Origin of the sequence: Lentzea terrae (genome assembly GCF_003265345.1) — a bacterium.
Lineage (GTDB): Bacteria > Actinomycetota > Actinomycetes > Mycobacteriales > Pseudonocardiaceae > Lentzea > Lentzea terrae.
This window is the reverse complement of sequence record NZ_QFWW01000026.1, coordinates 325,927-341,237: the sequence shown is the minus strand read 5'-3', so window position 1 is coordinate 341,237 and position 15,311 is coordinate 325,927. Positions and strand designations below refer to the sequence as shown.

General features: G+C 67.2%; 16 protein-coding genes. 11 read left to right on the top strand and 5 right to left on the bottom strand.

Translation table 11 applies throughout. The features are described 5' to 3' along the window. Positions 1–33: 33 nt before the first annotated feature. Both DI276_RS33215 and DI276_RS33210 read left to right on the top strand, forming a co-directional pair. A complete protein-coding gene (locus tag DI276_RS33215) occupies positions 34–1,254 on the top strand; it encodes an acetyl-CoA C-acetyltransferase (protein ID WP_112270731.1) in 1,221 nt (406 codons plus the stop codon). Positions 1,255–1,433: 179 nt separating this feature from the next. Further along, a complete protein-coding gene (locus DI276_RS33210) occupies positions 1,434–1,646 on the top strand; it encodes a hypothetical protein (RefSeq protein WP_112270729.1) in 213 nt (70 codons plus the stop codon). On the opposite strand, the gene DI276_RS33205 is transcribed toward DI276_RS33210, so the two are convergent. Beyond that, positions 1,643–2,053, bottom strand: a complete 411-nt coding sequence (locus tag DI276_RS33205) for a GNAT family N-acetyltransferase (RefSeq protein WP_198681056.1) — start codon at positions 2,051–2,053, stop codon at positions 1,643–1,645. The genes DI276_RS33210 and DI276_RS33205 overlap by 4 nt on opposite strands. Before the next feature lie 70 nt (positions 2,054–2,123). Further along, a complete protein-coding gene (locus tag DI276_RS33200) occupies positions 2,124–2,930 on the bottom strand; it encodes a Bax inhibitor-1/YccA family protein (protein ID WP_112270725.1) in 807 nt (268 codons plus the stop codon). A gap of 318 nt (positions 2,931–3,248) precedes the next feature. On the opposite strand from DI276_RS33200, the gene DI276_RS33195 reads away from it, so the two are divergent. From DI276_RS33195 to DI276_RS33185, 3 genes are all read left to right on the top strand, one after another. Further along, positions 3,249–4,637, top strand: a complete 1,389-nt coding sequence (locus DI276_RS33195; protein WP_112270723.1) for an MSCRAMM family protein — start codon at positions 3,249–3,251, stop codon at positions 4,635–4,637. Beyond that, positions 4,622–5,326, top strand: coding sequence for a class F sortase (locus DI276_RS33190; RefSeq protein WP_112270721.1), 705 nt, complete (start codon positions 4,622–4,624; stop codon positions 5,324–5,326). The genes DI276_RS33195 and DI276_RS33190 overlap by 16 nt, the downstream gene beginning before the upstream one ends. Positions 5,327–5,396: 70 nt before the next feature. After that, a complete protein-coding gene (locus DI276_RS33185) occupies positions 5,397–6,548 on the top strand; it encodes a polysaccharide deacetylase family protein (RefSeq protein ID WP_232837085.1) in 1,152 nt (383 codons plus the stop codon). Here the strand turns inward: DI276_RS33185 and DI276_RS33180 are convergent. Continuing rightward, entirely contained in the window at positions 6,545–7,321 is a 777-nt protein-coding gene (locus DI276_RS33180; RefSeq protein WP_157985089.1) for a hypothetical protein, read from the bottom strand. The genes DI276_RS33185 and DI276_RS33180 overlap by 4 nt on opposite strands. A 120-nt stretch (positions 7,322–7,441) precedes the next feature. Between DI276_RS33180 and DI276_RS33175 the strand changes: the two genes are divergently transcribed. Continuing rightward, positions 7,442–9,601, top strand: a complete 2,160-nt coding sequence (locus tag DI276_RS33175) for a hypothetical protein (protein ID WP_112270716.1) — start codon at positions 7,442–7,444, stop codon at positions 9,599–9,601. A gap of 51 nt (positions 9,602–9,652) precedes the next feature. Here the strand turns inward: DI276_RS33175 and DI276_RS33170 are convergent, their stop codons facing one another. Together DI276_RS33170 and DI276_RS33165 are read right to left on the bottom strand one after the other, a co-directional pair. Next, positions 9,653–10,687: a PQQ-dependent sugar dehydrogenase gene (locus DI276_RS33170; RefSeq protein WP_112270715.1), complete on the bottom strand. Its 1,035-nt coding sequence runs from the start codon at positions 10,685–10,687 to the stop codon at positions 9,653–9,655. Positions 10,688–10,863: 176 nt separating this feature from the next. After that, positions 10,864–11,757: a PQQ-dependent sugar dehydrogenase gene (locus DI276_RS33165; RefSeq protein WP_112270713.1), complete on the bottom strand. Its 894-nt coding sequence runs from the start codon at positions 11,755–11,757 to the stop codon at positions 10,864–10,866. A 368-nt stretch (positions 11,758–12,125) separates the two neighbouring features. Between DI276_RS33165 and pqqA the strand changes: the two genes are divergently transcribed. From pqqA to pqqB, 5 genes are all read left to right on the top strand, one after another. After that, positions 12,126–12,248 carry a pyrroloquinoline quinone precursor peptide PqqA gene (gene pqqA, locus DI276_RS33160; protein ID WP_112270711.1) on the top strand — a complete coding sequence of 41 codons (123 nt, stop codon included), beginning with the start codon at positions 12,126–12,128 and terminating at the stop codon, positions 12,246–12,248. A gap of 87 nt (positions 12,249–12,335) precedes the next feature. Beyond that, positions 12,336–13,031: a pyrroloquinoline-quinone synthase PqqC gene (pqqC, locus tag DI276_RS33155; RefSeq protein ID WP_112270709.1), complete on the top strand. Its 696-nt coding sequence runs from the start codon at positions 12,336–12,338 to the stop codon at positions 13,029–13,031. Further along, positions 13,028–13,306 carry a pyrroloquinoline quinone biosynthesis peptide chaperone PqqD gene (gene pqqD, locus DI276_RS33150; protein ID WP_112270707.1) on the top strand — a complete coding sequence of 93 codons (279 nt, stop codon included), beginning with the start codon at positions 13,028–13,030 and terminating at the stop codon, positions 13,304–13,306. The genes pqqC and pqqD overlap by 4 nt, the downstream gene beginning before the upstream one ends. After that, entirely contained in the window at positions 13,299–14,378 is a 1,080-nt protein-coding gene (gene pqqE / locus DI276_RS33145; protein WP_112270705.1) for a pyrroloquinoline quinone biosynthesis protein PqqE, read from the top strand. Before pqqD ends, pqqE begins: the two co-directional genes overlap by 8 nt. Beyond that, positions 14,375–15,250 carry a pyrroloquinoline quinone biosynthesis protein PqqB gene (gene pqqB, locus DI276_RS33140; protein ID WP_112270703.1) on the top strand — a complete coding sequence of 292 codons (876 nt, stop codon included), beginning with the start codon at positions 14,375–14,377 and terminating at the stop codon, positions 15,248–15,250. The genes pqqE and pqqB overlap by 4 nt, the downstream gene beginning before the upstream one ends. The last annotated feature ends 61 nt before the right edge of the window (positions 15,251–15,311 follow it).

Here is a 15,311-nt window from a genome sequence, read left to right as displayed (position 1 = left end):
CGAAGACCTTGACTCTCAACGAGGAGTTTCGTGATGCCTGAGGCCGTGATCGTCTCCGCTGCCCGCTCCCCCATCGGCCGCGCGGGCAAGGGCTCGCTGAAGGACGTGCGGCCGGACGACCTCGCCGCCCAGATGATCAAGGCGGCGCTGGACAAGGTGCCGCAGCTCGACCCCGCGCAGATCGACGACCTGATGCTCGGCTGCGGCCTGCCCGGCGGCGAGCAGGGCTTCAACATGGCGCGCGTCGTCGCCGTGCTGCTCGGCCACGACTCGCTGCCCGGCACGACCGTCACGCGGTACTGCGCTTCCTCGCTGCAGACCACGCGGATGGCCCTGCACGCCATCAAGGCGGGCGAGGGTGACGTGTTCATCTCTGCCGGCGTCGAGACCGTGTCCCGGTTCGCCAAGGGCAGCTCAGACTCGTGGCCGGACACGCACAACCCGATCTTCGCCGATGCCGAGGCCCGCACGGTTTCCGTTGCTGCTTCGGGTGCCTCTACGTGGGACGACCCGCGCGTTTCCGGTGCCGTGCCGGACATCTACATCCCGATGGGGCAGACCGCCGAGAACCTGGCGCTGCTGAAGGGCATCTCGCGCCAGGAGATGGACGAGTTCGGCGTCCGGTCGCAGAACCTGGCCGAGAAGGCGATCGCGGACGGCTTCTGGGCGCGCGAGATCACCCCGGTGACGCTGCCCGACGGCTCGGTGGTCTCCGCGGACGACGGCCCGCGCGCCGGCGTGACCTACGAGGCTGTTTCTTCGCTGAAGCCGGTCTTCCGCCCGGACGGCCGGATCAACGCCGGCAACTGCTGCCCGCTGAACGACGGCGCCGCGGCCCTGGTGATCATGTCCGACACGAAGGCGCGCGAGCTCGGCATCACGCCGCTCGCCCGGATCGTGTCCACCGGCGTCTCGGGCCTGTCGCCGGAGATCATGGGCCTCGGCCCGGTCGAGGCCTCGAAGCGCGCGTTGGCCCTGGCCGGTCTTTCCGTGTCGGACATCGACCTCGTGGAGATCAACGAGGCGTTCGCCGCGCAGGTGATTCCGTCGTACCAGGACCTCGGAATCGACTTGGACCGGCTGAACGTGAATGGCGGTGCAATTGCCGTCGGCCACCCGTTCGGCATGACGGGCGCGCGGATCACCACGACGTTGATCAATTCCCTGCAGTTCCACGACAAGCAGTTCGGTCTCGAGACCATGTGCGTCGGTGGCGGTCAGGGCATGGCGATGGTCCTCGAGCGCCTCAGCTGACGTGGGGTTTCCCACAGTCCCCCCTTCAAGATCTGCAAATTGACGCTTGCAAGTAGCTCCGCTTCACCCGAACGGAGCTACTTGCCTGCCGCCTTTCTGCCGATGAGATGAATCGTCGCGCAGTTGCGTCATCAGGCGAGGGGGAGTCCGTCCCTACCGATGAGCAAGGAGGGTCGGACATGCCGTACGTGTGGTGGCAAAGCGAATACGACCTGCAATGTCATGCTTTCTCGCTCGACCAGGCCGATGGCGGCTCGCGGAGCTTTTACGAGGCCGTCTGCGAGCACTCGGTGCCCGATGAGCGGGTGTCGCGAGCCCAGGTGGGCGCTCTCTGCACGACCTGCCTGATCAAGGTGGGCACCGAGATGCCGGACGTGCGCTGGCGGGTCTAGACCCGGCGCATTCCGATCACGTCCGGTGCGGTCTCCGCGAACCCGTGGCGCGCGTAGAGACGACGGCCGGGCGGATCGGCGAGCAGGTTGACGTTGGCGTTCGGGGCGACCGCGTCGATCTCTCGCAGCAACGCGGCCATGATGGCGTCGCCGATGCCTTTGCGCTGGTGCTGCGGCAACACAGCCATGTCGATGATGTGGAAGTACCAGCCGCCGTCACTGATCACGCGGCCCATGCCGACGGTTTCGCCTGATTCCACGTGGATGACATGTGCACTGGCCCAGCCGCCGTTGATGCCGTTCTCGGCTTCTTCCCTGCTTCGTTCACTCAGGCCCGATTCCTTGCGCAGGCGCAGGAAGTCGTCGACGGTGGGCGGCTTCATCTCCAAGCGGTATGCGTGATCCACAGTTCCCACCCTACAAACGCCGGAGGGGCGCCCCGCCGCAGCGGAACGCCCCTCCGAACAACCCTGGACGTCAGTCCGAGTTGAAGTACGACAGCAGGCGCAGGATCTCGGTGTACAGCCACACCAGGGTGACCGTGAGACCGAACGCGATCTGCCACGCGAACTTGGCCGGCACACCGGCCCGGATCGCCTGGTCCGCGGCGTCGAAGTCGATCAGGAAGCTGAACGCCGCGAGGCCGATGCAGACGAGGCTGAAGATGATCGCGAGCGTGCCACCGCTGCGGAGGCCGAGGCCACCGTCGGTGAAGAAGCTCATGATCAGGTTGAACAGCATCAGGACGGCGACGCCGATGATCGCGCCGGTGATCCACTTGGTGAACTTCGGCGTGACGCGGATCGCGCCGGTCTTGTAGACCACGAGCATGCCGGCGAAGACGCCGATCGTGCCGATGATGGCCTGGCCGATCACCACGACGCCCTGGCCGGGGTTGCCGGTCCACTTGTCGATCATCGCGCCGATGATCCCGCTGAACGCGCCGAGGAAGATGCCTTCGACGGCCGCGTAGGCGATGACGAGGGGCGGGCTCGGGTTGCGCTTGAACGTGATGATCAGCGCGAGCACGAGACCGATGATCGCGGCCGGGAACAGCAGTACCCAGGCCTTCATCAGGTAGGTGACGACCGCGGTCGCGGCGACCACGGCCAGCGTGATGCCGGTCTTGGTGACGACGTCGTCGATCGTCATGGGCCGCTCGCTGGTCAGCGGCGGCGGAGCCTGCTGGTAGCCGGCCTGTTCAGGCTGGCCGAAACCTGCGTAGCCTCCGTACCCGCCGCCCGTCGGCAGGTTACGAAAAGCCGGGTTGCTGCTGGAGCGCACCTGGTCCTCCTGGGGCGTTGCTTTACGCCGTCACGGGTACAACGAGCATGCTGGATGCTGGGTTCCCCGTCGGTAAAGGCGACTTTACCCCCGACGACGATCACACGTGCGCTAATACTGCGCTAACTCCAGAGCGTAGTGAAGTGACGGCGTGTCGCGGCGTGTCACCCACAAAGTGCGTAAGCCCTGTCACATCTCGATCACGTTCACACCCAGAGTGACGACACACTTCCCCCCTGTGGCGGCTTGTCCCCGGTGTGGGGTACCGCCAGGCTCGCACGCGGAATTACCACAGGTCAGAGGGGACCAAGATCCAAAATGGGCTGGAAACGTCTTGCCGCCGTGGCGGTGGTCTCGGGGCTCGCGCTCCTGACCGCTCCCGCGACGGCGACCGCGGTCGGCGTCAAGGGCATAGGTCACAACGCGTCAGAGCGCCAGCCCCGCGCCGTTCCGGGCAGCGAGTGGCACGGGTCGTACATCTACCAGGGGAAGCACGTGTGGTGCGTGCAGTACGCACTGCCCGCGCCGGACAGCAACACCCCCTACAAGCCAGGTGATCTGCTGCGGACGAAGGCGGGCAAGGAGCTCCCGACCGACATCGCGGCGAACATCTCCTACCTCCTGCTGCGCTACTCCACGACCACCTCTCCGGACGAGGCCGCCGCGCTCGCGCACCTGCTGCACACGTGGACGTCCCCGGTCGACGGCCCGGTGCGCCTCGACACGGACGACCAGAAGCTCCTCGCCTATGACTCCGGCTTCTACGCCACCCGGCTGGGCCCGGCCGTCATGGCCGCCGTCGATCGCCTGAAGGCCGACGCCGAGGCCAACCGCGGCCCGTGGGCGCTCAGCACCAGCGCGCCGAAGGAACCGCTGATCATCGGCACCGAGTCCACCTGGACCGTGTCCCTGCTCAAGCAGAACAAAAAGGGCGTGCCGAACGCCGCCATCGACTTCACGCTCAACGACGCCACGCTCGTCGACGGCAGCGTCGGCGGCAAGGTCAAGACGGACGCCGACGGCAACCCGGTCTCGATCAAGGTCGTCCCGACCGGCCCGAAGCCGTCGATCACGGTGTCCGCGGACTCCCCCGCGGACAGGCCGGTCGTGCACGTGCCGGACCTCACGGACAACATGCAGCGCATGGTCACGACGGGCGGCGAGAAGAAGCTGAACGCGAACGCCAGTGCCCCTGCCAAGACCGCACCCGGCGCCGTGAAGATCACGAAGATCGACTCGGAGACCAAGAAGGCCATCGCCGGTGTCGCCCTCAAAGTGACCGCCAAGGACCAGCAGTCCCCCGCGAAGAAGCAGGACGACTCCGACCTGGTCGGCACCGACGGCAAACCGATCGTGCTGCAGACCGGACCGGACGGCACGGTCGAGGTGCCCGACCTGCGCACCCCGCAGGAGATCTGCCTCGTCGAGGTCGCTGCTCCCAAGGGATACGAGGAGTTCTTCGACCCGAAGGCGCCGCCCGCGGCGTGCGGCACGGTCGCCGCTGGGCAGACGCTCGCGCTCGAACTGGTCAACAAGCCGAACAAGCCGGTGGTGCCGAGCACGATCCCGGCCGGCGCGGACGGCAAGACACCCGTGGCGACCGCCTCGTTCGACACGCAGCTGCGTCCCGGTCTGATGTTCGCGGCGGGTGGCCTGGTGCTGCTCGGCGTCGCGCTGGCAGGCTTCCTGGTGTGGCGCAGGCAGTGAGTCCCAAGGCGTTTCTGACCGGCGTGCTGGTGGCGGGCATCGCCGCCACCAGCGTGCTGGTCACGACGTCCGAAACCGAAGTGGTCAACGGACACGCGATCGCGGACGAGATTCCCGTGGTCGGTGCGGGTCCGGTCGCGGACAGCCTCAGCACCGGCCGCGGCGCCGACCTCACCGGGCTGGTCGGCGGGGCGAACACGGCCAACGCCAAGCCCGCGGAACCGACCGCGCAACAACCGGCTCCGCCGAAGACCGGTCCCGGCTCCGTCCGGCTGCCTTCCGGTGGCACGGCCACGCTGGTCCGCCGCGAGGTCAAGGACGGCGTGCTGCCGGTCCCCGACGGCATCGGCGAGGCCACCTGGTGGGGTACCGAGCTCGCCGGCTCCGAAGGCGCGACGGTGCTGGCCGGGCATGTCGACTGGAAGGGCGCCAAGGGCCCCTTCGCCGAGCTGTGGCAGGCGCAGAACGGCCGCGAGGTCGTGGTCGCCGACAGCGCGGGCAAGCAGTTCAAGTTCCGCATCAAGCAGATCGAGACCGTCCGCAAGGAAGAACTTCCGGCCCGCGCGGTCGAGTTCTTCGGCCCCCGCGGCCCGCACCGGCTGGTGCTGGTCACCTGCGGCGGCACCTGGATCGGCGGCCAACAGGGTTACGAGGCGAACCGGGTCGTGATCGCCGAACCCGTTCAGTAACCAATCAGTTCCTCCGCGCAACCCCTTCGGGTGACTAACCGTCTCCTTTAGTGTGAAACGGTGGGGATGGTTGACCACGGGTCTGGCACTTGTGCTGGCCCTCGTGCTGGTGATGACGCTCGGTCCGCAGCAGAAGGACCAGGAGAACCAGGCGGACTCCGGACCCTTGCCGATGGCACCGCGACTGGCGGCGCCCAAGGACGCGGGGCCGACGCCGACCGTGCCCGCTCCCACGCCGGAGCAACTGCAGAAGCAGCCGTGGATGCACAAGCTCGCGCCGGGTGAGAAGCCACCGCAGTTCGTGCTGTTCTCCTTCGACGGCGCGGTCTCCAAGCAGCACTGGGACAGGGTCCTGCCGCTGGCGAAGCAGAAGAACGCGCACGTCACGGGTCTGCTGTCCGGCGTGTACATGCTGGCCGACCAGGACAACAAGCAGTACCAGCCGCCCGCCGGGCTCAAGCGCGGCCTCTCCGACATCTCGTTCGGCGGCTCGAAGCAGGACATCGCCGCCCGCATCGGGTACCTCAACCAGGTGATCGACGACGGTCACGAGATCGGCACGCACTACAACGGCCACTTCTGCTCCGCCGGCTCCCAGCCGTCGGTCGACAAGTGGGACACCAAAGCGTGGACCGACGAGCTCGCCCAATTCGAGCAGATCGTGGACAAGGCGCGCGCCGCCGGGTTCAAGCTGCCCGAGGACGCAGTCCGAGGTGGACGGACGCCGTGCCTGGAAGGCAACTGGGACCAGGCCTTCCCGGCGATGGCCGCGAACGGCCTGGTCTACGACACCAGCAAGGTGGCGCTCGGCGTGCAGTGGCCGTCCGTCCAAAACGGACTGTACGAGTTCCCGATGCCCGAGGTCCGGGTGCCCGCACTGGGCCGGCAGGTCGTCATGATGGACTACAACCTCTGGTACGCGCTCAACGGCGCCAAGGAGCAACCGGAGCGCGCGGCCGAGTTCACCCAAATCATCTTCGACACCTACAAGTCGGTGCACCAGGCCGCGCTGAACGGCAACCGCGCGCCGCTCGTCATCGGCAACCACTTCAACGAGTGGAACGGTTCGGCGTTCTCGAACGCGATGGAGCAGTTCCTCGGTTACGTGTGCGACAAGCCGGAGACGGTGTGCGCCACCTACACCGAGGTCATCCAGTGGATGCAGCTGCAGGACCCGGCCGTGCTGGACCAGTTCCGCAAGCTGCCTCCCGCCCGCAACTAGCGGAACCGCGCGAAGCGGTCGCGCAGGACTCCGGGCTCGCCCAGGCGGACGACCGTTTTCAACACGAAGATCGGCACCGTGGCGTGACCATCCGGATCGGGCTGGCTGACGAAGGGGTTGTTGTCCCACACGCTGCCGGTTTCGGAGTAGGGGCGCTCGTCGTAGTAGTACTTCCAGCGCGCGCCGCGGTGACGGACGGCCACCTCACCGAGATACCAGACAGCGCCTTCCACGAACTCCTCCGACTCCAGCCCGAGCGTCTGAACCAGCTTCTCCAGGGCGTCCAGGGATTCCGGGGTGAAGTCCCACGGCCCGGGGTGGTCGACCGTCCACTGTGGAAACGCCTCGGCACGGGCGGCCAGCCAGGACACGAGCCACGGGTGCTGAGGATGGTCGGAGTCGTCGATCGGGTCGATCGCCGGCGTGTGTTCCTTCGTCGGTGACCACTCGGGGTTGCGCGCCTTGAAGTCCGCAACCGTCCGCGTGATCTCCTCGTGCGCCGCAACCGCACGGGTGACCCGGTCCAGCACTGCCAATGGCGGCAGCTCCAGCGCCGGGTCGAAGTGGACGAGCGGGCCGCCGTCAGTCATCTCCCAGTGGCCGCCGCCCACCCGCATCAGCGCCTCGCCGAGATAGCCCGCGACGGCGAGGGCAAGGCGCGGTTGCTCGGCGACCATCCCCTCCAGCCGGGCGAGCGTGTCCGGGGTGAAGTCGAGCGGAACTCCCAGTGCGACGAGCCTCGGCTGCATCTCCTCGCGCCACGCGCTGGTCATCAGGTCATCCCTCGTCTTGAGCAGCAACGGGTTGGGCCGTCCGGCGGATCTTGCGGATATCCACCTGCGGCCACTTTACGGGCTGTGCCAGGGTGCCTGGGTCGACGTTATGGGGGAAACATGACTCGCACCAAGGCCCTGCTGGCGGCCGCCTTACTGGCTCTGCTCGCAAGCGCGACGCCACTCGCACCCGCGCAGGCCCAGTCGGCGAAGAAGTGCGCCGACATGTTCAGCATCACGAAGCCGGTGCCCGCGAAGAACCAGCTGCCGGGCTTCGGGAACGGGATCGCGCCGCCGAGCAAGGGCGGGCGCTACAACTACGAGAACCCCGGTGAGAACGCTCGGGGACTCAAGCTGCCGGACGACCCCGCGGAACTCGCGGACTACGGCGCGGACACCACCGGCAGGACGCCCGGCACGAAGGAACACGTGTACGCGGCGTGGAACCGTTACGTCGCGCGCAAGGCCAAGGAGCTCGCCGACTGGAACGCCAACCCGGTCGGGAAGAAGCCCAGTGACCAGCTCGCCTACGGGCGCTGGCTCAACAGCTACATCCCCAACATGGGCAACGACTTCAAGGGCACGAGCTTCGAGAAGTTCATCACCGAGGAGATCGGGCTCGGCGGGGACGACTGGATCTGCCAGGACGCGATCCGGGACTCGCAGGGCAGGCCGGTGGCCGGTCGCTTCTACGACGCGATCAACCACCGGGACCGGATCATCTACGAGTTCAAGGCCGGCAAGGCGATCGACCCGGTGCAGCTGGCCAAGGACGCGGACTTCGCGAAGAGGCACGGCTACCGCATCCAGTACGTCTTCGGTCAGCAGCCGAGCAAGAAGACGATCGAGGCGATCAAGGCCGCCGGACTCGAGGAGCCGCACGTCCGCAAGGCCAAGGGAGTCGGGACCATCCCGGTCAAGCCTGCCCCCGGCCCGTCGACGAAGCTGTTGAACCCCAACCCGAACGTGCCGGCCAAGGGCGCCGCGAACGACATGTTCGACCGCGCCGGGCGCAACGCGGCCGAGGCGAGGTCGGTGCAGGACGCGGACGACGACTTCCAGCGCAGGTCGGGCCGGCCGGACGCCAAGGTCGACGGGGCGCCGCGCAGGCCGGGCGGCATCGACTTCTCGACGATGGAGCTGCGCTACCTCTCGGAGTCCCCCGACGGCGTGCAGTACGCCTTCGAGGCCGACGACAACCTCGACGAGGAGGAGAACCCGTCGTTCGGCGGGCTCGACACGGCACAGTTGACGTCCGACGCGCTGTTCACCTGGCTCGCGCTGCCGGTGCAGTCGTTCTGGGTCAACCTGAACCCGGACCAGCCGGACAAGATCGTCGACGCGCAGCTGGCCAAGACCGACGCCGGACGCGTGCTGCTGCAGGCGGACCTGCGGATGAAGCGCACGATGGCCAAGATCATGGTGCCGGACAACCCGGTCGGCAACCGGTTCTGGGACGCGTTGCAGCACGACAACGGCGCACCCTGCTGGATCAGCCACCGCGTGTGGGCCGAGGCCGCGCCGGCGTCCGTGCGCGAGAACGGCGGTGAGCTCTACATCCTCGACGCGCCGCTGAAGGTCCAGGCGGAGCCGCTGGAGGTCAACACTCCGTCCGGGCCGCCGTGCAAGCAGCCGAAGGCCATGCAGGAGCACAACTTCAACCTGATCAAGACGATCGTCATCCCCGAGGTGGAGAAGGCGGTGAACGCCGCGCCGGAGTACCAGGACCTGCGCAGCGTCTACCACAGCCGGGTCGCCGCGGAGTGGATCAGGCAGCGCAACGACGTCAAGCCGGGCGCCTACGCGTCGATCATCGGCAGCAACAACGTCGACCAGTGGCCGGCGCGCACGCCGTGGAACCCGAACGACGTCTTCAAGGAGTACCTGCAGTCCTACAAGGAAGGCGACTTCCGGTTCCAGCGGCAGTACGAACAGGACGGTCAGCTGCTGACGTTCGAGTTCTTCACCGGCGGCGTCATCCTCGACAAGGCGCCGAAGACGCCGATGCCGGAAGCTCAGTTCACCCAGCAGTTCCCGACGTTGCCCGACACCGTGGTCGACTCGCGCGACGAAGCGATCACCTACGAGGACACCGACGTCAGCTGGCTCGGCGGTGACAACAACGAGGTGAAGCAGCAGCCGAACCCGCCCCAGGCACCGCAGGGGCCGAAGCCGCCGCTCGCCGTCACCGGCGCCACGCCACTCGGGCTGCTCGCCCTCGGTGTGCTGCTGGTGGTCACCGGCACCGCGCTGGTGACGTGGAAGCGTCGCCGGGCGTGAACCCGAACCGATGCCGTGACCGCCGAAGTCCGGCGGTCACGGCACATCAGCTCAGCCGTCGGTGGAGATGATTCGGTCGTCGGTGGCGCTGGGCTGGCCGTTGGCGTCCTGGTTGGACGTTCCCAGCCAGAGGGTGCCGTCTGGTGCGGGGGCTACTGCGCGCACCCGGCCGTAGCCGGTGAACACGGCCTGCGGGGTGCCGAGCGAGGTACCGTTCACCGGGATCTTCCACACGCGCCGGCCGGTGACCGCGCCGACGTACAACGCGTTCTTGTAGAAGCCGATGCCGGTGGGACCGGCCTGGCTGGTGGACCACGTCTTGACGGGGTTGGTCATGCCCGCGGTGTTGCAGTTGCCCTCACAGGTGGGCCAGCCGTAGTTCTTGCCGGCCTCGATCCGGTTGATCTCGTCGGTCTGGTTGTTGCCGAACTCGGTGGCGTACGCGGTGTTGCCGACCCACGTGATGCCCTGGACGTTGCGGTGGCCGATCGAGTAGACGACGCTGCCGGCGCGAGGGTTGCCGGCAGCCGGCCTGCCTGCGGTGTCGAAGCGAAGAACCTTGCCGCCCAACGAGTTCCAGTTCTGGGCCGTGCTGGTGTTCTGACCGTCGCCGGTGGTCGCCCACAGGTTGCCGTCCGGGCCGAACTCGAGGCCGCCGCCGTTGTGGTAGCGGTTCTTGGGAATCCCGGTCACGATCGGCTGCGGCGTACCGCCCAGCGCGAGCTTGGCGATCCGGTTGTCGCTCGCCGTCGAGTAGTAGATGAAGACCGAGTTGTCGGTCGCGAAGGTCTTCGACACGGCGAGGCCGAGGAGTCCGCCTTCACCGCCGGTCGTCTGCGCCTGCTCCACCGTGTCCAGCTCGGTCACGGTCGTGCCCTTGATCTTCTTGATCTTGCGGGTGTCCCGCTCGGTGAAGATGCCGCTGCCGTCCGGCAGGAACTCGATGTCCCACGGGATGTCCAGCTTGGTGGCGAGCGTTCGCTCCGCCAGCACCGACGGGTCGTCCTGCGCCGAGGCAGGTATCACGCAGATGGATGCGGTCAGGGCAGTGCAGGCTGCCGCGACCGCGATGTGCCGAGCACGCATGTGCTCTCCTTCAGGTCCGCTCGTTGATTGTCTGCGGCGGCGTTGCAGGGCGTATCTACCCAATCACACGGTGAATTAACCCACAACGGTGATCGGATGTCTGGGACGCTCCTCGCCTCCGAGCGGGTGAGGCGAGGAGCGTTTCTCAACTACCTGGGGTAGCCGAGTTCAGCGGCTCAGTTGCCGTCGGCGATGTGGATGCCGCCGGGCGTGATCACCCAGAGTGAGCCGTCGGGACCCGCGACCTCGTCACGCGTGCGGCCGAGGTTGGTGTAGATCTTGCCGCCGGCACCGCTGGTGTTGATCTTGTAGGTGCCGCCCTTGAGCGAGGCCATGTAGAGCATGCCCTTGTAGGTGGTGATCCCGGACGGAGTGGCCTGCGAGGTCGGCCACTGCTTGACCGGGTTGGTCATGCCGGCGGTGCCGCAGGAACCCTCGCAGGTCGGCCAGCCGTAGTTCTTGCCGGCGTCGATCTTGTTGAGCTCGTCGACCTTGCTGGCGCCGATGTCGGAGATGTAGAGCTGGCTGCCGACCCAGGTCAGGCCCTGCACGTTGCGGTGGCCGTAGGAGTAGACGAGCGAGTTGAACGGGTTGCCCGGCGCGGCCTTGCCGTCCTTGGTCATGCGCAGGACCTTGCCACCGAGGGAGTTCTTGTTCTGCGCGTTGTTCCCGTTCTGGCCGTCACCGGTACCGGCGTAGAGGAAGCCGTCGGGACCGAACTTGATGCGGCCGCCGTGGTGGAAGTTCGACCCGCGCGGGATGCCGGTGACGATCGGCTTCGGTGCGCCGCCACCGATCTGCCACGTCGCGATCCGGTTGTCGCTGCCGGTCGTGTAGTAGAGGTAGAGCGTCTTGTCCGCGGCGTACGTCGGCGACACCGCGATGCCGAGCAGACCTGCTTCTTTCGTCACCGAGACGCCGGGGATGTCACCGACTTTGGTGACTTTGCCGTCCTTGGTGATGGTGGAGACCGTCTTGGCGTCCTTCTGCGTGAAGATGCCGGTGCCGTCCGGCAGGAAGTCGATGCTCCAGGCCTGCTTGAGGCCGGTCGCGATCGTTTTTACAGCCATCGTGCCGACTTCGTCCGGTGTCGCTGCAGACGCAAGCGGACTGCTCGAAAGACCTACCGCAAGCGCGAGGACGCCGACGTACGCACTTCGACGAGCACCCATTGTGCTGACCCCTCCAACTTTCGCGTCGTGCGGCGACGGCGAGCCCGCGTCTCAAGATGCGGGCTGGGGGCCTCCAGATACAACCACGGTGTGTAGTCGAGGGCGCATCCGCCAATCGGGTCACCCCTCCGATGACTTTAGGTAACTTTATGTACGGTCTAGACCTTGGCACCCTGGACGACATACCGTGTGGTTCGCCGCCGCGCCCCACGGAAGTGCCGCGCGCCCACTGGGGCTCGCAGGCCGTCGACCCGAGGAGTTGCGCCATGAACGTTGTCGTCACCGCTACCGAGCAGAAGCTTCCCGAGGTCAAGCGCGAGTGGGTCAAGCCCGACTTCCGCGACTTCGAGACGCCGATGGAGGTCACCGCCTACGCAGCTCGCAGCTGACGCTGGGCTTTCGCCGGGGTTCCCGTTCTCGTCCGGGAGCCCCGGCCCGCCTCGCCGCGCGTCCCTGAAGTCCGAGGAGTTCCGCCAATGACTGCCGTACCCGCCGAGGAGTTCGTCGCAGAGCTCCGCGCACTCGCCCCCCGGTACTGGGACAGCCACCCGTTCCACCTGCGCATGCACGCCGGCCAGCTGAGCAAGCACGAGCTGCAGGCGTGGGCCGCGAACCGCTGGTACTACCAGCGCTGCATCGCGCAGAAGGACGCCGCGATCCTCTCCAACTGCCCGTTGCCGGAAATCCGCCGCCAGTGGCGTGAGCGGATCATCTGGCACGACGGCACGCAGCCAGGAGAGGGCGGCGCCGAGAACTGGATCCGCCTCGCGGAAGCCGTCGGGCTGACGCGGGAGGAGGTGCTCGACGAACGCCACGTGCTGCCCGGCACAAGATTCGCCGTCGACGCCTACGTGAACTTCGCGCGCACCCAGCCGTGGGTCATCGGGATCGCGTCCGGTCTGACCGAGATGTTCTCGGGTGCGTTGATGCGCAGACGTTTGGCGGCGTTGCGGGAGCAGTACCCGTGGATCGCCGAGGAGGGCTTCGCCTACTTCACCAACCGCATCCAGGCGGTCGCCGGTGAGGGACGGGCCACTTTGGACATTGTCGTCGAACATTCGCACACCCGTGAGCAGCAGCTCGCGGCGGTGGCCGCGCTGTCGTTCAAGTGCGACGTCCTGCGGGCCGTGCTGGACGCCGTCGACTACTACTCGGGCAAGGGCAAGCCGTGACTTCTGTCGTCGCACTCGACGCCGTGCCGCGCATCCGCCGCGGCGTGAAGTGCACCTACGACCAGATCCGCGAGGCGCACGTCGTGTTGTTCCCAGAAGGTGTGCTGGTGTTGAACGAGACCGCTGCTTCTGTGGTGTCGCTGTGCGACGGAGTTCGGTCGGTCGGCGACATCGCGTTGTCGTTGGGCGACGTCTACGCGGGTGTGCAGCCGGAGGACATCGCCGAGCTGGTCGCGCGCCTGGTCGAACGAAGGGTGGTGGACGTCGATGGCTGAGGCTCCCTTCGGTCTGCTGGCCGAGCTGACGCACCGGTGCCCGTTGCAGTGCGGCTACTGCTCGAATCCCGTCGAGCTGGTGCGTCGTAACGCCGAGTTGGACACCGAGTCGTGGCGCCGGGTCTTCGACCAGGCGCGGTCGTTGGGTGCGTTGCAGATCCACCTGTCGGGCGGCGAACCGTTGCTGCGACCGGACCTGCCGGACCTGGTGACGCACGCGAACAGCCTCGGCTGCTACGTCAACCTGGTCACGTCGGGAGTGGGCCTGTCCAGGGACCGGTTGCGGGAACTGGCTGCGCGCGGGGTCGATCACGTGCAGCTTTCCCTGCAGGACGCGACTCGTGCGGGCAACGACCGGATCGCGGGCATCAAGGCGTTCGACCGGAAGGTGGACGCGGCGGCTTACATTCGTGACGAAGGCCTGCCACTGACCGTGAACACGGTGCTGCACCGGCAGAACCTCGACAACATCGCGGGGATCATCGCGATGGCCGAGGAGATGGGCGCCGAACGGCTGGAGCTCGCCAACACCCAGTACTACGGCTGGGCGCTGCGCAACCGGGCCGTGCTGCTGCCCACCCGCGAGCAGCTGGCTCATGCCGATCCGATCGTCGCTGCCGCTCAGGAGCGGTTGCGCGGGCGGATGGAGATCGTCTACGTCATCGCCGACTACCACGAGGCTCACCCGAAGCCGTGCATGTACGGGTGGGGCGCGCGGCAGCTGACCGTGGCACCGAACGGCGACGTGCTCCCCTGCCCGGCCGCCACGGTGATCTCGTCGCTGCAGATCGAGAACGTGCGGGACTCGTCGTTGCACGACATCTGGCACAACTCGCCGTCCTTCAACGCCTTCCGCGGCTTCGAGTGGATGAAGGACCCGTGCCGGTCGTGCCCGCGCAAGGAGATCGACTTCGGCGGGTGCCGGTGCCAGGCGTTCCAGCTGACCGGTGACGCTGCTGCAACCGACCCGGTTTGCTCCCTGTCGCCCGAGCGGTCCACTGTGGACCTGATCCTGCAGACGGAGATGACGCCTGATGTCGTTCCTGCGATGGCCATGAGGAAGATGACTTGAAAGCGGTTCTGCTCGGCACCACGGCCGGTGGCGGCTTCCCGCAGTGGAACTGCGCGTGCGCTTTGTGCGTGCGCGCTCGTTCCGGTTCGCTGCCGGCACGTTCCCAGGACTGCCTGGCGATCAGCGGCAACGGCACGGACTGGTGGCTGGTCAACGCGTCTCCGGACGTCCGCACCCAGATCGCTTCCTGTGCTCTTCTGAACCCCGGTCCCGGGCCGCGCGAGACCCCGTTGCGCGGTGCCCTGTTCACCGACGCCGAGCTGGACCACACGCTGGGGCTGCTGACGTTGCGCGGCGGGACCGGGCTGACGGTGTGGGCGCCGGGAGCAGTGCTGCACGCGTTGCGGGACCAGTTCGACCTGCGCACCGTGATCGACGGCTATGCACCGCTGGCGTGGCGCGAAGTCTCGGAGTCGTTCGACCTCGGTGGGCTGCAGGTGACCGCGATCCCGATCAGCGGCAAGCGGCCGAAGTACGCGCGTTCGTCCACTGTGGATGGCCCCTGGGTGGTCGCATATCGTTTTCAGGACCCTGTTTCGGGCGGTGTGCTGGTATATGCGCCTTGCCTGGCGTCGTGGCCGGAGGGATTCGACGACGTGGTGGCCGAGGCCGACTGCCTGCTGCTCGACGGCACCTTCTACGCGGCGTCGGAGATGGGGTCGGCGACCGGCAGCTCGTCCGGCCAGGCCGCGATGGGGCACCTGCCGATCACGTCGAGCCTGCCGGAACTGCGCCGGTTTCCAGCCGTGCGGCGGATCTACACGCACCTCAACAACACCAACGCGGTGCTCGACCCGGAGTCGCCCGAGGCCGCGAAGCTGCGGGAGGCCGGCGTCGAGGTGCCGCTGGACGGAACCGTCATCGAGCTCTGATCAACTACCCTTTCGAGTACGTTTCTCACTCGTTCGTGTTTATTGTTCTGCCGCAATTATC